Origin of the sequence: Bradyrhizobium sp. Gha (assembly GCF_900113735.1) — a bacterium.
Classification (GTDB): Bacteria; Pseudomonadota; Alphaproteobacteria; order Rhizobiales; family Xanthobacteraceae; genus Bradyrhizobium.
On sequence record NZ_FOQM01000017.1, the window covers coordinates 124,724 to 146,220 of the forward strand.

Below are 21,497 nucleotides of genomic sequence, written 5' to 3' on the forward strand. Positions count from 1 at the left end.
GAATTTATTGAATTATATGGGAGTTTACCTGATCTCGACAACCCGGGCGAACACCAGGACGTCGACCTGTTCGGCCCTGGCGCGGAGCAGCGCGCGTGCGCAGGCGTCGATTGTCGCACCCGAGGTCAGGACATCGTCGATCAGGATGATGCGCCGGCCCTGGACCTCGGCCTGACGGTCAGGGGATACCTGAAATGCCCCCTGCACATTGGTCGCGCGCTGGGCCCGCGACAGGCCGATCTGCTGCTCGGTGGCGCGCACCCGGCGCAGCACCTCAGCCTTCACCTTCACCCCGCTCTGCCGCGCGATGATCTGCGCCAGGGCGCCGGATTGGTTGTAGCGCCGCCGCCAGGCCCGGCGCCAATGCAGGGGCACCGGCACCAGCATGTCGGCGGTCGCGAGCAGCTCGCCGCCCGCGCGCGCCATCCAGCGGCCCATGGCGGGCGCGAGGTCGGTGCGGTCCTGGTATTTCAGCGCGTGCACCAGCGTGCGCGCGACATCGTCATAGCGCACCGCCGCGCGCGCTCGCTGGTAGGCGGGCGGGCTCGCGATCGCCTCCATCGACAGCATGTCCGGGCCGGGGTCATAGACGAAGGGAATGCCGAGCCGCGGGCAATAAGGCCGCTCAATGAACGACAGCTTGGCCCAGCACGCCGCGCACACGCGCTCGCCATCGACAGGCTCGCGGCAGGACACGCAGAGCGTCGGCAACGCGACGTCGAGCGCGAGCTTTGCCACATGCGACAGAACGTGGCGGCCAGCCGTCCATGCGGCACGCAAGGGGGCAACAATGGAGCGGGTGGGGTCGGCGTCGACGTCCATGAGGGGAGGCTAGCGCCGCATGTGGCGGATTGCCAGAACCGTCATGATCGGCGTAACCAGCGGCATGGCTCAGACCCCGCAAACCCCGCCCGCTCTGTTCGACCGTGCCTTGCTGCATGCGCGGCAGCGGCGTGCGCAGGCGCAAGGCGCCGTGAGCTTTCTGCTCGACCGGGTCGCCGAGGACATGGCCGACCGGCTGGCGGCCGTGATGCGCGAGTTTCACGCGCCGGTCGATCTCTGGACGTCAGGTGAGGGACTCCGGGGGCTGCGGGGCCGGCTGCCTGCGATCCAACGGATTGCGCTCGATGCGGCCGGCTCGGAGACATTGCCTTTTGCGCCTGAAAGCCTCGATCTCGTGGTCTCGGCGCTGGCGCTGCAATTCGTCAACGATCTGCCTGGCGTGCTTGCGCAGATCCGTCGCGCGCTGAAGCCGGACGGGCTGCTGCTCGCCGCGATGATCGGCGGCGACAGTCTGACCGAGCTGCGGCAGGCGTTTGCCGCGGCGGAGGCCGAATGCGAGGGCGGTGTCTCGCCGCGCGTGGCGCCGTTCGCCGATCTCAGGGACATCGGCGCGCTGTTGCAGCGGGCAGGGTTCGCGCTGCCGGTCACCGACGTCGATCGCGTCGTGGTGCGTTATTCCAGCGCGTTCGCGCTGATGCAGGACCTGCGCCGCATGGGCGCTGCCAATGTGCTGATCGAGCGGCGGCGCATGCCGAGCCGCCGCGCGACGCTGCTGCGGATGGCCCAAATCTATGCCGAGCGTTTTGCCGATGCCGACGGCCGTATCCGCGCGACGTTCGACATCATCTGGCTGTCCGGCTGGGCGCCGCATGCGAGCCAGCAGCAGCCGCTGAAGCCGGGTTCGGCCAAGGCGAGCCTGGCGGAGGCGGTGAAGAAAGCGGGAGAGACGTAAGGCTAGCACCGTCATTCCGGGGCGATGCGTAGCATCGAACCCGCAATCTCGAGATTCTCAGGTGCGCAATTGCGCACCATAGTCCGCTCGCGCGCCCCGGAATGACGATGCAAGGCATCGTCACATCAGCAAATCAATCAGATGCGGGATCAGCGGAATGTCCGCCGGCGGCATCGGATAGTCGCGCAGCTTGTTGGCGCGCACCCAGGCGAGCGTCTGGCCTTCGCGGGCTTCGACGATCCCCTCCCAGCGCCGGCAGATGTAGAGCGGCATCAGGAGATGAAACGTCTCGTAGCCGTAGCTGGCAAAGGTCAGCGGCGCGAGGCACGGCTCGGCGACGGTGATGCCGAGCTCCTCGTGGAGCTCGCGGATCAGGCTCTGCTCCGGCCGCTCGCCGGCCTCACACTTGCCGCCGGGAAACTCCCAGAGGCCGGCCAGCGTCTTGCCTTCGGGGCGCTGCGCGATCAGGACGCGCTTGTCGGCGTCGACGAGCGCGCAGGCCACCACCAGTGTCAGCTTGAGATCGGCCATGATCCTTAAGACCGGTAATCCCCGTTGATCGCGACATACTCCTTCGTGAGGTCGCAGGTCAGCACGCGGTCGCGGCCCTTGCCGAGGCCGAGCGAGACCTTGATCGCGATTTCCGGGGCCTTCATCGCCTCCGACACCTGGGCCTCGTCGTAATCAGGATCGCGCGCGCCGCTCTTGGCGACACGGATGCCGTTGAAGGAGATCGACAGCTTGTCGCGATCGGCCGGCTCGCCGGCCTTGCCGACCGCCATCACCACGCGGCCCCAATTGGCGTCCTCGCCGGCGATCGCGGTCTTCACCAGCGGCGAATTCGCAATCGACATCGCGATCTTGCGTGCGGAGGCCTTGGTCTTGGCGCCTTCGACGGTGATCTCGACCAGCTTGCGTGCGCCTTCGCCGTCGCGGGCGACCTGCTCGGAGAGGTCAGCGAGGATCCGGTTGAAGGCCTTGGTGAAGGCCTTCAGACGCGGATCGCTGGCGCGGCTGATTTTTGGCGCGCCGTGCTCGGCAGCGGCGCCGGTGGCGAATGCCAGCAGCGTGTCCGAGGTCGAAGTGTCGCCGTCGATCGTGACCGCATTGAAGGTGTCCTCGACGCCGGCTTTCAGCAATGCCTGCAGCGCGGCGGGCGCGATCGGCGCGTCGGTGAAGATGAAGGACAGCATCGTCGCCATGTCGGGGGCGATCATGCCGGCGCCCTTGGCCATGCCGTTGATGGTGACCTTGGCCTTGCCGAGCTTCACGGTCGCGGTCGCGACCTTGGGGAAGGTGTCGGTGGTCATGATCGCCTTGGCGGCGGCGAGGTAGTCGCCGGCTTCCGCGGTTACGGCGAGGCGGCCGAGCACGCCGTCGAACTTGGTCGCGTCCAGCGGCTCACCGATCACCCCGGTCGAGGCCAGGAATATCTCGCTCTCGCTGCAGCCGACGGCCTTGGCCGCGATCTTGGCCGTCAGCGCGGTGGAGGCGCGACCGGTCTTGCCGGTGAAGGCGTTGGCATTGCCGGAATTGACGACGAGGGCGCGCGCCTTGCCGCCCTTCAGTTTCGCACGGCACCATTCGACCGGCGCGGACGGGCACTTCGATTTGGTGAAGACGCCGGCGACCGCGGTTCCCTTGTCCATGATCGCCAGCAGCACGTCGGTGCGGTTCTTGTAGCGGATGCCCGCCTCGGCCGTCGCGAGACGGACGCCCGCGATCACGGGCATATCAGGAACGTTTGTCGGGGCGAGCGGGGAGACGGAGGAGGACATCGCGGGGGGCGCCTTGGCTTGTGCCTTGGTGAGGTCTGGACATGCAGATGCCCGGCCCTCTTGGCGAGGCCGGGCATCTGGCAGGCTTAGATACTCTCCGCGTCAGCGAAGTGACAGCGAATTCTTACTTCTTGGCGGGGGGCGCCATCTTGCCGTCGGCGGGCTTCGCATCGGCGGGCTTGGCCGCATCGGCGGGCTTGGCATCCTTGGCAGCGTCTGCGGCCGGCTGGTCGGTCCGCTCGACCTTGGCTTCCGCTCGCAGCTTGGCGACGTAATCGGCCTGGGCCTTGCGCGTGACGTACTGCTCGATCTGGGCCTTGACCTGGTCGAACTCCGGCGCCTTGCGGTTACGCTTCTCCTCGACCTTGATGATATGCCAGCCGAACTGCGACTTCACCGGGTCGGAGATCTTGCCGGGCTCCAGCGCGAACGCGACGGCCGAGAACTCCGGCACCATCTGTTCCTTGGTGAAGAAGCCGAGGTCGCCGCCGTCGGCGGAGCCCGGATCCTTGGACTTCTTCTTGGCGAGCTCGGCGAAATCGGCGCCCTTGTCGAGCTCGGCCTTCACCGCCTTGGCCTCGTCCTCGGTCTCGACCAGGATGTGGCGGGCGCGCACTTCCTGCTCGCCGGTGATCTGCTTGGAGGCCTCCTCATAGACCTTCTTCATGGCGTCGTCGGTGGTGGCGGCCTTGCCTTCCTGGGCGAGCAGGCTGTCCATCAGCAGGCGGTTGCGGGCGAACGCCATCCGCTTCTTGAACTCGTCGCCGTCGGCGACCTTCTTGTCCTCGGCGGCCTTGGCCACGATTTTCATGTCGATCAGGAACGACAGGACGTTCTCGTCCTTGGTCGCAGGGTCCATCTGGGCGAGGCTCGGTCCGAGCTCCTCCTCGGCCATGGTCACGTCGCTCTTCTTGATGTCAGCGCCATTGACCTTCGCCAGGACCGGATCGTCGGCTGCCCGGAGCGGGCCCGCGAACGCCAGGGTCAGCGCCAGGGCGAGGCCTCCAGCCAGGGCGGACGCATGGCGGAAACGCAGGCCGGTGGTTACCGGGAACGAGGTGGTCATGGAAAATCCTTTTGTTGAAGCAGGGGGCTGCTCGAGCGGGGCGGACACTCGCCCAATTCAGGGGGGCTTGGCAACGCGAAAAGTCTGTCAAAATGATGAATTAGCGGCAAGATTGGCCGCCGTTGACAAGGCCCTGACCGGGCCATATCTCTGCGCGGTCGCGACCATGGCGATGGCGTTTGTTTTGCTGCGTTTTTGGCCGTTGAACCCAGACTAGCCCAATTCCCACCCATATGGCGGATGATCTCCCGCAGTTCGGGCTCTGGCGCCACAGGGCGTCACGGTGAGTTGATAGGCCAATGGGTGACAACTTCTTGGCTGCAACGCGGTTAAATCGCGAACACAGGAACTAGGCATGATCGGCGCGCTCGCCCGCAAGTTTTTCGGCTCCGCCAACGACCGGCGGGTGAAGGGATACCAGTCCCGCGTCAACGCGATCAACGCGCTGGAGGCTGAGGTCTCGAAGCTGTCCGACGAGGCGCTCAGGGCCCGCACCGACGAATTCAAAAAGCAGCTCGCCGAGGGCAAGACGCTGGACGAGCTGCTGGTCCCGGCCTTCGCGACCGTGCGCGAGGCCGCCAAGCGCACGCTCGGCCAGCGCCATTTCGACGTCCAGCTGATCGGCGGCATGGTGCTGCACGAGGGCGACATCGCCGAGATGAAGACCGGCGAAGGCAAGACGCTGGTCGCGACGCTTGCGGTTTATCTCAACGCGCTCGCCGGCAAGGGCGTCCACGTCGTCACCGTCAACGACTACCTTGCTCGCCGTGACTCCGGCTGGATGGGCCAGATCTACGGCTTCCTCGGCATGACCACCGGCGTGATCGTCCACGGTCTCGACGATGCCGAGCGCAAGGCCGCCTATGCCTGCGACATCACCTACGGCACCAACAACGAATACGGCTTCGACTATCTGCGCGACAACATGAAGTACCGGCTCGAGGACATGGTCCAGCGGCCGCACTTCTACGCCATCGTCGACGAAGTCGACTCCATCCTGATCGACGAAGCGCGGACGCCGCTGATCATTTCCGGCCCGCTCGACGACCGTTCGGATTTCTACAACACCATCGACGGCTTCCTGCCCAAGCTCGACAAGACCGACTACGAGGTCGACGAGAAGCAGCGCACGGTGACGCTGACCGAGGCCGGCATGGAGAAGATCGAGACGCTGCTGCGCGATGCCGGCCAGCTCAAGGGTGACTCGCTCTACGACGTCGAGAACGTCTCCGTCGTGCACCACATCAACCAGGCGCTGCGCGCCCACACGCTGTTCACCCGCGACAAGGACTACATCGTCCGCGACGACGAGGTCGTCATCATCGACGAGTTCACGGGTCGCATGATGGCCGGCCGCCGCTATTCCGAAGGCCTGCACCAGGCGCTGGAGGCCAAGGAGCACGTTACGGTTCAGCCCGAGAACCAGACGCTGGCCTCGATCACGTTCCAGAACTATTTCCGGATGTACGAAAAGCTCGCCGGCATGACCGGAACGGCGTTGACCGAAGCCGACGAGCTCTTTGACATCTACAAGCTCGAAGTCGTGGAAATCCCGACCAACGTGCCGGTCGGCCGCCTCGACGAGGACGACGAGGTCTACCGCACCCAGAAGGAAAAATACCAGGCGATCCTCGCCGAGATCGAGCGCGCCAACGCCCGGCTCCAGCCCGTGCTGGTGGGTACGGCCTCGATTGAAAAGTCGGAAGTGCTTGCCGAATTCCTGAAATCGAACGGCTACAAGCAGATCGATTTCGGCAAGGACAACGCGCTCGACAAGCTCTATGCCGCGGCGCGTGCCGGCAAGCCGGCCAAGCTGTTCGCGGTGCTGAACGCGCGCTTCCACGAGCAGGAAGCCTATATCGTCGCGGAAGCCGGCGTTCCCGGCGCGATCACGATCGCGACCAACATGGCCGGCCGCGGCACCGACATCAAGCTCGGCGGCTCGCTCGAGATGCGCATCCCCAAGGAGACCGCGGGCATCGAGGACGAGGCCGAGAAGGCCAAGAAGATCGAGCAGATCAAGGCGGACGTCGAGCGCTTCCGCGACATCGTGCTGAACGCGGAAGAGACCGTGGAAATCGAGCCGGCAAAGGGCAACAAGCCGGCCAAGACCGTGAAGAAGCCCGGCGGCCTTTACATCATGGGCTCCGAGCGGCACGAATCCCGCCGCATCGACAACCAGCTGCGCGGCCGTTCCGGCCGTCAGGGCGATCCCGGCCGCTCGAAGTTCTTCCTGTCGCTGGAAGACGATCTGATGCGCATCTTCGGCTCGGATCGCCTCGACAGCATGCTCCAGCGTCTCGGCCTGCAAGAGGGCGAGGCGATCATCCATCCCTGGATCAACAAGGCGCTGGAGAAGGCGCAGCAGAAGGTCGAAGCCCGCAACTTCGACATCCGCAAGAACCTGCTCAAGTTCGACAACGTCCAGAACGACCAGCGCAAGGTGATCTTCGACCAGCGCGTCGACCTGATGAAGGACGAGAGCGTCGCCGAGACGGTCGCCGACATGCGCCACGCCTTCATCGAGGACCTCGTCGCCAAGCACGTGCCCGAGCATGCCTATGCCGAGCAGTGGGACGTCGCCGGGCTGAAGGAAGAGCTGAAGCGCGTGCTCGATCTCGACCTGCCGGTCGACGACTGGGCCAAGGAAGAAGGCATCGCAGACGAGGAGCTTCTCAAGCGCATCGAGACCAGGGCCGACGAGCACATGGCGGCCAAGGTCGGGCAATGGGGCCCCGACGTGATGCGCTACGTCGAGAAGACCATCCTGCTGCAGACGCTCGACCATCTCTGGCGCGAGCACCTGATCATGCTCGACCATCTGCGCCAGGTGATCGGCCTGCGCGGCTACGGGCAGCGCGATCCGTTGCAGGAATACAAGACCGAGGCCTTCAATCTCTTCCAGGAAATGAGCGCGCACTTGCGCGAGGCCGTCACCGCGCAGCTGATGCGGGTCGAGATCGTCCCGCCGGAGCAGGAAGCGCCTGTGCTGCCGCAGATGGAGGCGCACAAGTTCGACCCCAACACCGGGGAGGACGAGATGGCGCTCGCCAGCGTCACGCTGGCCCCGCAACATACCGACGCCGCGTTGCGCGATCCGAAGAACCCGGCAAGCTGGGGCAAGGTCGGCCGCAACGAGGATTGCCCGTGCGGCTCGGGCAAGAAGTACAAGCACTGCCACGGGCGGTACGCTTAGCTGCCAGCAGCGTTCTCGTGCGCGTGTGAGGTGCGATGCTCGCGCCTCACACTCCGCCGTCGTCCCGGCGAAGGCCGGACCCAAACGCGGACGGGACGCCCGCCTACTTCACCGCGCCAAATCGGCTATCGAACGAGTTCGACGACACCACCGGCGCGGCACCGGCCATTTGGGCGCCGTCAGCCGCACCATCGCTCATCGACGGCTTCTGCGCGGGCCGGGTTGCGGCAACCCTGGTCTCGGTGGGCTTCGCCGGCTCGGCCGGCTTGGCGGCGACGGAAGGCTTGGCGGTATCGTGGTGGACGAAGTGCGTCACCGCCGCCTTCAGCTTGGAGGCCGTGCTCGGTGCGGCGGGCGCCGGGGCCACCGAGGCGGTCGCTTGCGGCGGCGGCGTGGTCGCCGTCGTGTCGGCGGCCCCCAAGCCCATCTTGCGGCCGAGATTGGAGAAGAAGCCGCCGGATTTCTCGGCGGGCGCTGCGGTCGCGACGCGGGTGTTGGTCGCGGGCGCGCTGACAGCAACGACGGGCTCTTCCTGCGACGCGGAGGCGGTCGGCTCGAAGTTCGGCTTCGGCGGGTTGACGGTGCCGGGAATCGTGCCGGGGGCCTTCGACATCGCCAGCATCTGCAGCGTATTGCCTTCGGCGCTTTCCGACAGGCCGGTCGAACCTTCCGGTATCTTGGCCGCGAAGATCTTGTTCATGCCGCCGTCGATGCCGGTATTCATGCGTGCCACCGGCGTGCCCTTGGCGACGAGCTTGTTGTACTCGGCCTCGTCGCGCTGCTGCTTCTCGCGCACGGCGCTGGCGATGTCTTCGGGGACGATGTAGGCCGGGCACTTCGCGGAAGCGTCGAACACGGGATCGCGCTTGGCGTCGGGCGCGCGTGCCGCGTCGAACACGTATTTCTTCTCGCAGAAGTCGACCTTCGGCTCCCGTCGCGTCACTTCGAAATGATCATAGCCTTCCTTGATCATCCGCCAGAACGGCATGTTCGGGTTGTTGCGGTGCTTGGCCATGTTCACCGGCGTCATCCGGAAAGGATAGGCCTGGAACTGGAACGCCTTCTGGCCGCCGAAGAAGGATTCCCGCCCGAGCGAATAGATCTCCGCGATCTGCTCGTCGGTCATGGCGTAGCAGCCGCGTGAGGAGCAATCGCCGTGCACCATCAGTTGCGAACCGGTACGGCCCAAAGCGCGGTCGAAGGCGTTGGGGAAGCCGGTGTTGAATGAGAGGTAATAGGCCGACTGCGGATTCATCTGGCTCGGGTTGATCGAGTAGAACCCTTCCGGCGCCTGGCGGTCGCCTTCGCGCACCTTTGGACCCAGATCGCCCGACCAGCGGCAGATCGGATAGGTCTTGAGCAGGGCGAACTGTCCGGAGCGCGTCTGCTTCCAGATCTCGAGTTCGGCCTCCTGCTTGAACAGGCGGATCAGGATCGGCGATTGCAGATCCATGTCCTTCTCGCCCATCGCGGCGACGAGCTTTGGCGAGACCGGCTGGTTGGCCTTGGCGTTGGTCGCGAGCGAGACCTGATCGGTATCGCAACCGGCGAGCACAATGCTGGTGGCAAGCGCGACCGAAGCCAAGAGCGCACGAGCAAGCGAACGAGAATTCAAGATGGACCCCACAACGTGCCGGGCGGAAGCGTGAACCCCAATCTTTGGAGCCTGGCCTGACCGGAGCACCGGACTGTTTCAGACCAAGCCCCAGCGCTTATGCCCTGAAGCCATTGATTGAAATTCTAACCTCCGCCCCTTGGGGTCGCAACCCGACCTGACATCACGAGCCCGTTGGCGAGACGGCGTGGTCAACAGAGACTTAAACTGGGCCGGAACTTGGACCTTGCAGCGGAACCCGTACTGAGATCGCTGATTTGGGCAAAAAAAGGGTTAATGCGGGGTTACTGGCGCTCCGGAGAGGTGCCGTAGGATGGGTTAGCCTGCGATTGCGCAAGCGCAATCGCTTGGCGTCAACCCGCCTCTTTTGTTCCCGCGGAGCAGACCGTGGTGGGTTACGTCCTTCGGCTAACCCACCTACGAAGCCGGAATCCAGCCCGAATCAGCCCAGTTTCCGGCCGATATCGAGGAATTTCTGCCGGCGCTGCTTGCGGATGGCGTCGCCGTCCAGGCCGCGCATCTCGTCAAAGGCCTTGGCGATGGCGTCGCCCGTCGTGGCGATCACGGCGGCGGGGTCGCGGTGGGCGCCGCCAACCGGCTCCTTGATGATGGCATCGATCACGCCGAAGCGGAGCATGTCCTGGGCCGTGATCTTCATGTTGTTGGCGGCTTCCTGCGCCTTGCTGCCGTCGCGCCAGAGGATGGAGGAGGCGGCTTCCGGCGAGATCACGCTGTAGATCGCGTGCTCCAGCATCAGGACCTTGTTGGCGGTGGTGATGGCGATGGCGCCGCCCGACATGCCCTCGCCGGTGATGATGGCGACGTTCGGCACCGTCAGCGCCATGCAGGCATCGGTCGAGCGGGCGATGGCTTCGGCTTGTCCCCGCTCTTCGGCGCCGATGCCGGGATAGGCGCCGGCGGAATCGGCGAGCGACAGCACGGGAAGGCCGAACCGCTCGGCCATCTCCATCAGCCGCACGCATTTGCGGTAACCCTCCGGCCGCGCCATCCCGAAATTGTGCTTGATGCGGCTCTCGGTGGAATCGCCTTTTTCCTGGCCCATCACGCAGATGGCTTCGCCACGGAAGCGGCCGAAGCCCGCGACCAGCGCCTCGTCCTCGCCGAACTTGCGGTCGCCGGCGAGCGGGGTGAATTCGGTGATGAGCCCATTGATGAAGTCATTGAAATGCGGCCGCTGCGGATGCCGCGCCACCAGCGTCTTCTGCCAGGGCGTCAGGTTCAGATAGAGGTCGGCCAGCGCCTGCGCCGCCTTGTCCTCGATGCGGCCGATCTCCTCGGCGATGTCGGTGCCGGAGGCCGCGAGCGTCCTGAGCTCGTCGACCTTGGAGTCGAGCTCGGCAACGGGCTTTTCGAAGTCGAGATAGCTGCGCATCTGGTCTGGCATCGTTTCAATATAGGGGGACGGGACAACGAGGCGAAGCGAGGTTGGCTTCAGTCAAAGAAGTGTAGCTTCTTCAAGGGCTTGACTTGTGCGCTCCCGGGAGCGCGGCAAATCACCGACAAGGCCACGGCTCTTTCTGCGGAGATGTGGCCGAAGTCAAGGCGGTTTCGTTCACCTCTCCCGCTTGCGGGAGAGGTCGGCGCGTAGCGCCGGGTGAGGGTTTTCTCCTCTGGGCGATTGCCCCCGCGCGGAGGCACCCCTCTCCCCAGCCCTTCCCCGCAAGCGGGGGAGGGAGCGCTACCGCGTCCGGCGCACGAGACCTCACTTCTCCGCCAGCGGGTGCAGGTCGCGCACCAGGCTCTTCAGCCGCTCCTCGACCACATGGGTGTAGATCTGGGTGGTCGAGATGTCGGTATGGCCGAGCAGGGTCTGCACAATGCGCAAATCCGCGCCGTTGTGCAGCAGGTGGCTGGCGAAGGCGTGGCGCAGCACGTGTGGGGAGACCAGGCGCGCCTGCAGCCCCGAAGCGACCGCGAGCTCCTTCAGGTCGCGGGCAAAATGCTGGCGCGTCAAATGCCCGCTTTCACCGAACGAGGGAAACAGCCATTTCGAGGCGGCGAGGCTGCCCTTCTTCTCGCCTTTGGCCGCTTCCGTCGCCGCGAGATAATCCGCCATCGCCTGCCGCGAGGCCTCGTTCAGCGGCACCAGCCGTTCCTTGTCGCCCTTGCCGCGCACCACGATCATGCGGGCATCGCGCTTGGCCGCCGTTCGTGGCAGCGCCACCAGTTCGGAGACGCGCAGGCCCGTGGCGTACAGTACCTCGAGCAGGCAATAGAGCCGCAATGCCCGCAGCCGTTGCGACGGCGAGGCGTCGGCCGCCTCGCTCATCTGCTTGGCGCGGCTGAGCATGCGATCGACATCCGAGATCGACAGCACTTTTGGCAAGCCGCGCCCGCGCTTGGGGCCTGATAGGATCGCCGCCGGATCCTCGGTTCTGATGCGCTCGTTCAGCAAGAAGCGGAACAGGTGCCGCATCGCCGACAGCCGCCGCGCGACGCTGGAGGATTTGAACCCGCGCGCATCGAGGTCGCCAAGATAGTCGCGCAGGACTTGCGTCTCGGCGTCCACAAAACTGTGACCGACGCGGGTCAGAAACTCGGAGAAATCGTTGAGATCGCGCCTGTAAGCATCGAGCGTGTTGGGCCCGGCACCCTGTTCCGCCGCGAGCATGTCGAGGAACAGGGCGGTCAGCTTGGTGTCGGAGGGCTTGCTGGCGGAGGAGTTGCGCATGCCCCGGAGCCTAGCTCCTATTTCTTGAGAAACTTATCCGGTGGGATCGTCACCGTCATTTCCCGCGGCTTGGGATTGACGAAGTTCGCCAGCGCGAACACCACGCCATAGACGATGCCGGCGATCACGGCGACGACCGTCAGGAAGCGGAACAGGCTGGGCATCGGGAAAGGTCTCGGCGAGGTCTCGGGTTTGGCAAATTAACCAATGAAATCATCCAACATGTTCGCCGTTTCGTGGCAAGAGTCCTCTGGCGAGGGCCCCGAGGGGGTCGTATAGGTGGCCGGGATGCCGCCTTTGGCGGCAAATTGAGCGAGATCCAGAGCAAGATCCAATGTCCGACGTCGCGTTGCCAGCACAACCGAGCCCTGAGGCCGACATCCTGTCGGCGCTCGGCGGCCGTTCGATCGTGCTGGTCGGCATGATGGGCGTCGGCAAATCGACCATTGGCCGGAGGCTGGCAGCGCGGCTTGGCCTGCGTTTTTTCGACGCTGATGTCGAAATCGAGGTGGCCCACGCCGGCATGACCATTCCGGAAATTTTTACGACCCATGGCGAGCCCTATTTCCGCGACGGCGAGGCCCGCGTGATCGCGCGCCTGCTCGAAGGTGGGCCAATCGTGTTGGCGACCGGTGGCGGCGCGTTCATGCGCGAGGAGACGCGAACCCGCATCGCGGCGAAGGCGGTCTCGGTCTGGCTCAGGGCGGACCGCGACGTCATCATGCGCCGCGTGCGACGTCGCGCCGACCGCCCATTGCTTCAGACCGCCGACCCCGAAGGCACCGTCACACGGCTCCTCACCGAGCGTGAGCCGATCTATGGCAAGGCCGACCTCACCATCGCCTCGCGCGATGTGCCGCATGACCGCATCGTCGATGAGACCATCGCGACGCTGCACGCCCATCTCTGCGGCGCGCCCCCAGCCGATATCGCGAGTGCCGTTTGATGACTGCGCCCTTGAAGAATTCCGCCCCCGTCAATGTCGACGTCGCGCTCGGCGATCGCGCCTATGACATCGTTATCGGCCGTGGCGTGCTCGCTTCGCTGGGCGAGCGCGTTGCCGCCTTGCGCCCCGGTGTGCGCACCGCGATTGTGACGGATCGCACGGTGGCAAAATACTGGCTCGAGCCGACGGAAGCCTCGCTCGCAGCCGCCGGCATTCCGACCTCGCGGGTCGTCGTCGAGGAAGGCGAAATCTCAAAAACCTATGCTGGCCTGGAAAAGGTCAGCGAGGCCCTGATCGCTGCAAAAATCGAGCGCAACGATCTCGTCATCGCGCTCGGCGGTGGCGTGGTCGGCGATCTCGCCGGCTTTGCCGCCGCGATCCTGCGCCGCGGCGTCGATTTCGTGCAGGTGCCGACCTCGCTGCTGGCGCAGGTCGATTCCAGCGTCGGCGGCAAGACCGGCATCAACTCGCCGCAGGGCAAGAATCTGCTCGGCGCCTTCCACCAGCCGGTGCTGGTCATTGCCGATACCGCCGTGCTCGACACGCTGTCGCCGCGGCAATTCCGCGCCGGCTATGCCGAGGTCGCCAAATACGGCGTGCTCGGTGACGAAGCCTTCTTCACCTGGCTGGAGAAGAATCATTCCGACATCTTCAAGGGCGGCTCGGCGCGCGAGCATGCGATCGCGACCTCCTGCCGTGCCAAGGCGGGCGTGGTCTCGCGCGATGAGCGCGAGACCGGTGAGCGCGCGCTGCTCAATCTCGGCCACACCTTCGGCCATGCGCTGGAAGCCGCGACCGGCTTCTCGGATCGCCTGTTCCATGGTGAGGGCGTCGCCATCGGCATGACGCTGGCGGCGCAGTTCTCGGCCAGGCTCGGCATGATCGGCGAGGCCGACGCGGCCCGCGTCGAACGTCACCTAGTCGAGGCCGGCTTGCCGACGCGCTTGCAGGACATCGCCGGCTTTGCCCAGGAAGGCCTTGCGGACGCCGACGCGGTGATGGCGCTGATGGCGCAGGACAAGAAGGTCAAGCGCGGCAAGCTCACCTTCATCCTGCTGGAGGCCGTGGGGCGCGCCGTCATCGCCAAGGATGTCGAGCCGGCGCCGGTGCGCGACTTCCTGAAAGAAAAGCTCGCTCAGAAGCCGTGATGCGCGGCTGAATCGCGGTAGAGTGCTGCATGGACTGGCTCGGCTTCACCATCGTCATCATCTGCCTGCTGGTATCGGGCTTCTTCGCCGCGAGCGAGACCGCGCTAACCGGCGCCTCCCGCGCCAGCATGCTGCGCCTGTCCAAGCAAGGTAACCGCGATGCCGACGTGGTCTCGCAGCTGCTCGACATGCGCGAGCGCCTGATCGGAGCGCTGCTGCTCGGCAACAACATCGCCAATATCACCGCCTCCGCGCTCGCCACCTCCATCTTCACGGGGTGGTTCGGCGATGTCGGCGTGCTCTATGCCACCGGCGTGATGACGGCCCTGGTCGTGATCTTCGCCGAAGTGCTGCCCAAGACCATCGCCATCAACGCGCCTGATCGCATGGCGCTGGCGGTCGCGCGCCCGATGCGGCTGACCATGTATGTGCTGGGGCCGCTGCTGCGCGTGGTGGAAGTCATCGTGCGCGTGTTGATGCGCCTGTTCGGCCTCGCCGGCGAGCACCAGGCGATCCTGTCGCCGACCGAGCGCCTGCGCGGCGCGGTCGACTTGCTGCATCATGAGGGCAAGGTCGAGAAGCAGGACCGCGACATGCTCGGCGGCCTCCTCGACCTGCGCGAGCTCCAGGTCTCCGACGTCATGATCCATCGCACCGAGATGATGATGATCAACGCCGATCTGCCGGCCGAGGAGCTGGTGCGCGAGGTGCTGGCGACCGAATACACCCGCATCCCGCTCTGGCGCGAGAAGCCGGAGAACATCATCGGCGTGCTCCACGCCAAGGATCTGTTGCGCGCGATCCGGGCATCCGACGGTGATACATCGCGCATCGACGCCTCGACCATCGCGCTGCCGCCGTGGTTCGTGCCGGAAATGCGCCCCGTCTCCGAGCAGCTGAAGGCCTTCCGCCGGCGCAAGACCCATTTCGCGCTCGTGGTCGACGAGTATGGCGAAGTTGAAGGTCTCGTGACGCTGGAAGACATCCTGGAAGAGATCGTCGGTGACATCTCCGACGAGCATGACGTCGTGGTCGCGGGCGTACGCGCCCAGCCGGATGGCTCCGTCGTGGTCGACGGCTCGGTGCCGATCCGCGACCTCAACCGCGCCATGGACTGGCGCCTGCCCGACGAAGAGGCAACCACGGTTGCCGGCCTCGTCATTCACGAAGCGCGCTCGATCCCCGACCGCGGCCAGAGCTTTACCTTCCACGGTTTCCGCTTCCGCGTCCTCCGCCGGGAACGCAACCGCATCACCGCGCTCCGTATTTCACCGGTGTCACGCGAGGCGGAGATGGAGGGAGCAAAGCCGAGACGGGCAGGGACGTCGTTTTGACGCAGCACGGCGGAGCTTACGTCCCGCCTTCCCCCGGCGCCTGCGCGTGGATTGCCAGCGCATGCACGCTGCCGGAAAGTTCCGCCGCCAGCGCCGCATTTATCATGCGGTGACGGTCGACCCGGCTCTTCCCTTCGAAGGCTTGAGACACGATATGAACGCGGAAGTGCGTCTCGCCGCTCGGCCGATGGCCGGCGTGGCCCTCATGCAAATGCGACTCGTCGACGACTTGCAGGCTTTCGGGGGTGAAAGCTTCCTGCAACTTGTTGCTGATAGTGTCTTTCATAGCCATGAGTGCCATTAAGGGACGCGATCGCAGCCCGTCAACTCCCGGGGTGTGGAGCTAATTGCAATGTCAAGACTTGAAGGTTTTTGCATTGCGTAGTCAAAGTCAGCCATGCCGATCGATTCATCAAAGTTCTTCGACTCCATCCGCGTGAAGCCGCGGGGCAAGCAGCCCGAGGTGAAGCCGCGCGACACCGTGGTGGCCTGCGAATGGACCGGGTGCCAGAACAAGGGCGCGCACCGCGCGCCGAAGGGGCGCGATAACCAGCGCGAATACTGGCACTTCTGCCTCGACCACGTGCGCGAGTACAACCAGAACTACAATTTCTTCTCAGGCATGAATGCCGACGCCGTCGCGCGCTATCAGAAGGACGCGCTGACCGGCCATCGTCCAACCTGGAAGATGGGCGCCAATGGCGGCAAGAAGGGTGCGGAAGCCGAGATCGACATGGCGTCCGATCCGTTCAGCATGTTCAGTGAGATCAACGGCCGCGCCAGTTGGCGGAAGGGTCCGGAGGCCGAGCCCAAGGCCGAAACGCGCAAGGTCATGAACGCGGAGCGCAAGGCGCTTCAGGTCATGGGCCTCGGCCCGAATTCCACGCTCGCCGACGTCAAGGCCAAGTACAAGGCCCTGGTGAAGCAGCACCATCCCGACGCCAACGGCGGCGACCGCTCGACGGAAGATCGCCTGATCGAGATCATCAAGGCGTATAACTATCTGAAGACGGTGGTGCGGGAGGCCTGAGGCCTCTTGCCTGGGTCGTAGGTGCGAGGTACCTCGGCGCCACACCGTCGGTGTCGTCCCTGCGGACGCAGGGACCCATAACCCCAGGGAGAGGTTTGGCGAACACTCGCGGTGAAGTCTTCGCTCGTGCTGGACACCTTCAATTCATCGATAGATCACGCGGTATGGTTCCCTGCGTTCGCAGGGACGACAGCGGAGCACCTGGCTCCGCCGTCGCGGTTCATTCGCGCGTCTTCACGCCTCACATCTCCGGCATCGCCCCCACATACGACGAGCTCGGCCGGATCAACCGACCCGTGCGCTGCTGCTCGCGCGCATGCGCGGTCCAGCCGGCGGCGCGCGCGACGGCGAAGATCGGCGTGAACGCCTGCCGCGGGATCGCCAGCGCGTCGAGCAGGATCGCGGTGAAGAACTCGACATTGGTCTCCAGCGGCCGCTCCGGATTCTTCTTGCGCAGCGCGGCGCGGACATAGGCCTCGACCTCGCCGGCAAACGGCAAATCGATGCCGGTGGACGCGAGCGCCTCGACCGCGGACTTGAGCACGTCGGCGCGCGGATCGCGGACGCGATAGACACGGTGGCCGAAACCCATCATCCGCTCGCCGCGCGCCAGTGCCGCGTCGACCCAGGGCTGGATGCGCTCGCGCGAGCCGATCGCATCGAGCATTTCCAGCACCGGCTCCGGCGCGCCGCCATGCAGCGGTCCCGTCAGCGCGCAATAACCGGCGGTGACGGCGGCGAACAGATCGGCCTGCGTCGAGGCGACCACGCGCGTGGCGAAGGTCGAGGCGTTCATGCCATGATCGCTGGCGGTGACGAGATAGGCATCGAGCGCGGCGACCTCGCCCGCAGCGGGCGCACGCCCATGCAGCATGCGCAGAGTATCGGCCGCGTGGCTCACGGTCGGATCTGGCGCGACCGGATCGAGCCCTTTCGCGCGCCGGACCAGTGCGCCCGCGATCACCGGAAATGCGCCGACGATGGTGGCTTCGTGCGCGAGGCCGTGCTCGGCGCGCAGGCCCGCGACCGCCGCACGAAATCCATCGACGATGCCCATACCCTGAGCCGACGGCAGCAACTCCGAGAGCCGCGCAAAGGCGCGCTCGCGCGCAGCCCCCACGCTTGCCCGGACATTGGCTTCGCTCAGGGTGCTCCCGGTCGCGCCATTCCAGAGCCGGGCGGTGACGCCCTCGAAACTCGAGACAGCGGCGAGGCGGCCGACAGGCTCGCCGGCAATGATCAGTTCGCCGCGCTCGCCGTCGACATGGCTCAGCACGGTTTCGGCTGCGGGAACGCCGTCCAGCCCGATCTGGCTTTTGGTGAGGTGGATGTTCATGGCAAATCTCCCTTGCACTGCATCAAGGGAGAATTGAACCTCTCGACAGATTGATCAATCTTGATTACATCAATCAATATGAAAAATTTTGACGGCCTTTATCTCTCAGCCCGGGAAGCGGCTGCCGAGCTCGCGATCTCGCCCGCCACGCTCTACGCCTATGTCAGCCGCGGCCTGATCCGCTCCGAGCCGACGCCGGATTCGCGCAAGAATCGCTATCGGGCCGAGGACGTCCGCGCCTTGAAGGAGCGCCGGGTGCCATCGCCGGAGCCGCGCGGCTTGCGCAGCTTCGATGCCGATCTGCCCGTGATGGACACGGAGATTTCGACCATCACGGAGGAGGGCGCCATCTACCGCGGCGTCAACTGCGTCGATCTCGCTGAGAACGACACGCTGGAGCACACCGCAACGCTGCTCTGGGACGTCTCGGAGGTCGATCCTTTTGCTCCCGACAATCAGCCGAAAATCTCCGACGAGATGCGCGCCATCGCGGACGCCGCGCGCCGTGCCGCGCCGATCGATCGCGCCATCGCGGTGCTCGCGCTCGCGACCAGCGCAGATTCGCGAGCCTTCACACGCGCGCCTGATGGCCGCGCGATGGTCGGCGGACGCATCGTCCGGCTGCTGGTCGCAACCATGCTCAATGCCGAGCCCTCGCCGGAGCCGCTGCATCAGCAGATCGCCCGGATCTGGGCACGCGACAACAAGCATGCGCCGGATTTGATCCGCCGCGTCCTCGTGCTGCTGGCCGACCACGAATTGAACGCCTCGACCTTCACAGCGCGCTGCGCGGCCTCGACCGGCCTCAATCTCTACGACTCCGTCATCGCCGGTCTCGCCGCGTTGAAAGGCCCGAAGCACGGCGGCGCCGGCGTGCTGGCCTCGCAGCTCGTCAAGACCCTGGTCGATCGCGATGTGGAGCCGATGGTGCGCGAGCGCGTTGCGCTCGGTGAGCGGTTTCCGGGCTTCGGCCACGGCGTCTACAAGCACGGCGATCCCCGTGCGCAATCCCTGTTGAATGCGCTCGCGCGCGCCGGCGCACCGCGCAAATTCACCAAAGAGGTGCCGGAGCGGATCGCGGAGGCGACCGGGGAGTTCGTCAATATCGACTACGTGCTCGCCGTGCTCGCGCACGCACTGCGCCTGCCTGCCGGCAGCGAGCTCGCCCTGTTTGCCATGGCCCGCAGCGTCGGCTGGATCGCGCATGCGAGCGAGCAATTGCGGTTCGGCAGGCTGATCCGGCCGCGGGCAAGGTATGTGGGACCTGCCCCGGCAAGACGGGCGGGAAGCTCCTGATCGCTCCCGCTTGCGGTCCCGACCACGGCGGCAGCCCGAGGCGCTTAATTGCTTTCCGCCCCGTCCAGCTCCGGGCAGTTTTGCGGCTCCTTCGATCTCCTGGGAGCCATTTGTGTCGCAAGCCGCCGCTCTATCTCGCCGAAGCCGTCCCGTTCGCACGCTGTCCGAACTGAGTTCGACGATCGCGACGGCATACGCGCGCATCGAACGCGACCAGTACCGCAATTGCTGGATTCATGTCAGGCCGAAGGAAGAGGCGCTGGCGGAGGCCGACGCTCTCGCACGGCGTGCCGCGCAGGGTGAATTCCTGCCTCTCCTCGGTGTGCCGTTCGGCGTGAAGGACAACATCGACGTGGCGGGCATGCCGACCACGGCGGCCTGTCCCTCCTTCGCCCATGTTGCAGAGCGATCGGCCCGGTGCGTCGAGCGCCTCGTCGCGGCCGGCGCAATCTGTATCGGCAAGACGAACCTGGATCAGTTCGCCACCGGGCTGTCAGGCGCCCGATCACCTCACGGCACCTGCCCTAGCGTCGCCGATGACGGCTACATCTCGGGCGGGTCGAGTTCGGGCTCGGCCGTCGCCGTGGCTGCCGGCCACGTTGCTTTTTCACTCGGCACCGACACCGGCGGCTCGGGCCGGGTACCGGCAGGTTTCAACGGCATCATCGGAATCAAGCCGACCGTCGGGCTTGTCTCATCCCGCGGGCTCGTTCCGAACTGCCCGACGCTCGATTGTCCGTCGATCTTCTGCAATTCGGTCTCCGAGGGCAGATTGCTGCTGGAACTGATCGAGGGCTTCGACGAGGAAGATCCGTACAGCCGTGAAGCGCGCGACCCGTCATCCGCCGTCCCCCCCGAATTCCGCTTCGGACGCATTTCCGCCCCTCAGCTCGATTCATTCGGGTCGCCCGAATGCGACGGGCTTTACGAGCAGGCGTGCGAGCGGCTGGTGGGCCTGGGAGGCAAGGCCCGCGAGATCGACTTCAAGCCCTTCGCCGAGGCAGGCGAAATGCTGTTCTCGGGCCCCTGGATCGCCGAACGCTACGCGGCAATCAGCAGGCTCTTTGACATCGATCACGGCCATCTGCTGGAGGTGACGCGCAAGGTCCTGCATTGCGCGGCCGAGTTTACCGCGGCTGATGCATTCGCTGCGCAACATCGACTCCTGCAGTTGCGGCGGCAGGTCCGGCAGCTCTTCGAGCAGATCGACGTCCTCATCGTGCCGACTGCGCCGCGTCCTTTCACCATTGCGGAGATGCTGGAAGACCCCGTCACGCTCAATACGCGTCTGGGACACTACTCCTACGCCGTCAATCTCCTGGATCTGTGCGCGGTGGCGCTTCCCAACGCGACGCTCGCCGGTGGCATGCCGATGGGCGTCACCCTGCTGGCACCCGCATGGCATGATCACGCGCTCCTGGACTTCGCCTCGCGATGGCAGCGGGACAATGGCGCCGCTTTGTTCGGTCTGAATGTCTATTCGCGTGCGCGCGCCAGAGCATGATCCGGAAAAGTGCGTAGCGGTTTTCCGAAAAGATCATGCTCGAACAATAATCTAAAGCGCGATGACGATTCATCCTAATCTCATCGCGCTTTAGACGATTTCGAGGTCGAGGGCGCGCAAGTTCAGAATGACGATCAGGCCTTTGTCGTAGCGGATGACGCCTCGTGCCTGCATGCGAGACAGCTGCACCGTCACCCACTGCCGCGTCGCGCCAATCAGGTTGGCGAGATCGCCGTGGGTGAAGGGAATGCCGAGCACGATCTCGCGGCCGTGCTGCGCGCCGTAGATATTCGAGAGAAAGATCAGCAGGCGCTGCAACCGCTCGGTCACCGATCGCGTGCCGAGCATTTGCGCCATGGCCGAGTAACACCTCGCCTTGAAGGCCAGTGCATCCAGCAGCGCAACCGCGATGGTCGCCGACCGAAGTGCAAGCTCGCGCAGAGCGGGGCCAGGCAGAAACAGCAGCCGGCTGCGCTCGACGGCAACCGACGACCACATATGCGCGCCGGCTCCGAAGAGGTCCGGGCCGCCGACGAAATTGCCGCCGAACCAGTAGGCCAGCGTCACCTCACGCCCCGAGGGTGCTGCGTAATAGCTGCGGATCCGGCCGGATTCGATCAGATAGATGCCATTCTGCGTGTCGCCCTGGCGCCAGATATGCTTGCCGGCTTCCCGAACCTCGTGGCGACCGATGGCCAGCACCCGGCGCCGGTCAGCCTCATCAAGGGGATCGAGAAGGCCCGGCAGGGACCTGACCAGAGCATCCGACTCCGCCAGCATGATCCCGGCCGTGGTCCTGAGAGTTGCCGCTGACATCTGCC

The 21,497-nt window shown here is 65.5% G+C and carries 19 protein-coding genes; 8 read left to right on the forward strand and 11 right to left on the reverse strand.

Going from position 1 to position 21,497, the window contains the following annotated elements:
• Positions 1–24: 24 nt before the first annotated feature.
• Positions 25–822, reverse strand: a complete 798-nt coding sequence (locus BM222_RS21065) for a ComF family protein (protein ID WP_092231331.1) — start codon at positions 820–822, stop codon at positions 25–27.
• A 43-nt stretch (positions 823–865) separates the two neighbouring features.
• On the opposite strand from BM222_RS21065, the gene BM222_RS21070 reads away from it, so the two are divergent.
• Positions 866–1,735 carry a methyltransferase domain-containing protein gene (locus BM222_RS21070; RefSeq protein ID WP_177243351.1) on the forward strand — a complete coding sequence of 290 codons (870 nt, stop codon included), beginning with the start codon at positions 866–868 and terminating at the stop codon, positions 1,733–1,735.
• Between the two features lie 120 nt (positions 1,736–1,855).
• On the opposite strand, the gene BM222_RS21075 is transcribed toward BM222_RS21070, so the two are convergent.
• The 3 genes from BM222_RS21075 to BM222_RS21085 all read right to left on the reverse strand — a co-directional run bounded on the left by BM222_RS21075 (position 1,856) and on the right by BM222_RS21085 (position 4,579).
• Positions 1,856–2,266, reverse strand: a complete 411-nt coding sequence (locus tag BM222_RS21075; protein WP_092231337.1) for a (deoxy)nucleoside triphosphate pyrophosphohydrolase — start codon at positions 2,264–2,266, stop codon at positions 1,856–1,858.
• A 5-nt stretch (positions 2,267–2,271) separates the two neighbouring features.
• The gene (gene argJ, locus BM222_RS21080) at positions 2,272–3,513 is read right to left on the reverse strand and encodes a bifunctional glutamate N-acetyltransferase/amino-acid acetyltransferase ArgJ (RefSeq protein WP_092231340.1); all 1,242 of its coding nucleotides are present in this window, start codon (positions 3,511–3,513) and stop codon (positions 2,272–2,274) included.
• 124 nt (positions 3,514–3,637) lie between these two features.
• Positions 3,638–4,579: a peptidylprolyl isomerase gene (locus BM222_RS21085; RefSeq protein ID WP_177243348.1), complete on the reverse strand. Its 942-nt coding sequence runs from the start codon at positions 4,577–4,579 to the stop codon at positions 3,638–3,640.
• Between the two features lie 355 nt (positions 4,580–4,934).
• Here BM222_RS21085 and secA point away from each other — a divergent pair, with 355 nt between their 5' ends.
• Positions 4,935–7,775, forward strand: a complete 2,841-nt coding sequence (gene secA, locus BM222_RS21090) for a preprotein translocase subunit SecA (protein WP_092231346.1) — start codon at positions 4,935–4,937, stop codon at positions 7,773–7,775.
• Positions 7,776–7,878: 103 nt separating this feature from the next.
• On the opposite strand, the gene BM222_RS21095 is transcribed toward secA, so the two are convergent.
• The 4 genes from BM222_RS21095 to BM222_RS21110 all read right to left on the reverse strand — a co-directional run bounded on the left by BM222_RS21095 (position 7,879) and on the right by BM222_RS21110 (position 12,246).
• A complete protein-coding gene (locus BM222_RS21095) occupies positions 7,879–9,390 on the reverse strand; it encodes a L,D-transpeptidase family protein (protein ID WP_244547198.1) in 1,512 nt (503 codons plus the stop codon).
• Between the two features lie 442 nt (positions 9,391–9,832).
• Positions 9,833–10,795 carry an acetyl-CoA carboxylase carboxyltransferase subunit alpha gene (locus tag BM222_RS21100; protein WP_092231356.1) on the reverse strand — a complete coding sequence of 321 codons (963 nt, stop codon included), beginning with the start codon at positions 10,793–10,795 and terminating at the stop codon, positions 9,833–9,835.
• Between the two features lie 318 nt (positions 10,796–11,113).
• Positions 11,114–12,082, reverse strand: coding sequence for a site-specific tyrosine recombinase XerD (gene xerD / locus BM222_RS21105; protein ID WP_092231359.1), 969 nt, complete (start codon positions 12,080–12,082; stop codon positions 11,114–11,116).
• Between the two features lie 17 nt (positions 12,083–12,099).
• Entirely contained in the window at positions 12,100–12,246 is a 147-nt protein-coding gene (locus tag BM222_RS21110; protein WP_035669499.1) for a hypothetical protein, read from the reverse strand.
• Positions 12,247–12,416: 170 nt separating this feature from the next.
• Between BM222_RS21110 and BM222_RS21115 the strand changes: the two genes are divergently transcribed.
• The 3 genes from BM222_RS21115 to BM222_RS21125 are packed head-to-tail and all read left to right on the forward strand — an operon-like array spanning position 12,417 to position 15,510.
• Complete coding sequence (locus tag BM222_RS21115; protein ID WP_092231362.1) at positions 12,417–13,028, forward strand: shikimate kinase; 612 nt, start codon at positions 12,417–12,419, stop codon at positions 13,026–13,028.
• Positions 13,028–14,176 carry a 3-dehydroquinate synthase gene (gene aroB, locus BM222_RS21120; RefSeq protein ID WP_092231365.1) on the forward strand — a complete coding sequence of 383 codons (1,149 nt, stop codon included), beginning with the start codon at positions 13,028–13,030 and terminating at the stop codon, positions 14,174–14,176. The genes BM222_RS21115 and aroB overlap by 1 nt, the downstream gene beginning before the upstream one ends.
• A gap of 29 nt (positions 14,177–14,205) precedes the next feature.
• Positions 14,206–15,510, forward strand: coding sequence for an HlyC/CorC family transporter (locus BM222_RS21125; protein ID WP_092231368.1), 1,305 nt, complete (start codon positions 14,206–14,208; stop codon positions 15,508–15,510).
• Between the two features lie 16 nt (positions 15,511–15,526).
• Here BM222_RS21125 and BM222_RS21130 read toward each other — a convergent pair whose 3' ends face one another.
• Positions 15,527–15,802 carry a BolA family protein gene (locus BM222_RS21130; RefSeq protein WP_092231455.1) on the reverse strand — a complete coding sequence of 92 codons (276 nt, stop codon included), beginning with the start codon at positions 15,800–15,802 and terminating at the stop codon, positions 15,527–15,529.
• A 105-nt stretch (positions 15,803–15,907) separates the two neighbouring features.
• Here BM222_RS21130 and BM222_RS21135 point away from each other — a divergent pair, with 105 nt between their 5' ends.
• Complete coding sequence (locus tag BM222_RS21135) at positions 15,908–16,540, forward strand: J domain-containing protein (protein WP_092231371.1); 633 nt, start codon at positions 15,908–15,910, stop codon at positions 16,538–16,540.
• A gap of 241 nt (positions 16,541–16,781) precedes the next feature.
• On the opposite strand, the gene BM222_RS21140 is transcribed toward BM222_RS21135, so the two are convergent.
• Complete coding sequence (locus BM222_RS21140; RefSeq protein ID WP_092231375.1) at positions 16,782–17,876, reverse strand: citrate synthase/methylcitrate synthase; 1,095 nt, start codon at positions 17,874–17,876, stop codon at positions 16,782–16,784.
• Between the two features lie 78 nt (positions 17,877–17,954).
• On the opposite strand from BM222_RS21140, the gene BM222_RS21145 reads away from it, so the two are divergent.
• Together BM222_RS21145 and atzF are read left to right on the forward strand one after the other, a co-directional pair.
• Positions 17,955–19,172 (forward strand): citrate/2-methylcitrate synthase, encoded by a 1,218-nt coding sequence (locus BM222_RS21145; RefSeq protein WP_092231379.1) that lies wholly within the window; start codon positions 17,955–17,957, stop codon positions 19,170–19,172.
• A gap of 112 nt (positions 19,173–19,284) precedes the next feature.
• Positions 19,285–20,676, forward strand: a complete 1,392-nt coding sequence (gene atzF / locus BM222_RS21150) for an allophanate hydrolase (RefSeq protein WP_244547199.1) — start codon at positions 19,285–19,287, stop codon at positions 20,674–20,676.
• Between the two features lie 90 nt (positions 20,677–20,766).
• Here the strand turns inward: atzF and BM222_RS21155 are convergent, their stop codons facing one another.
• Positions 20,767–21,492 (reverse strand): Crp/Fnr family transcriptional regulator, encoded by a 726-nt coding sequence (locus tag BM222_RS21155; protein ID WP_092231386.1) that lies wholly within the window; start codon positions 21,490–21,492, stop codon positions 20,767–20,769.
• Positions 21,493–21,497 lie beyond the last annotated feature (5 nt).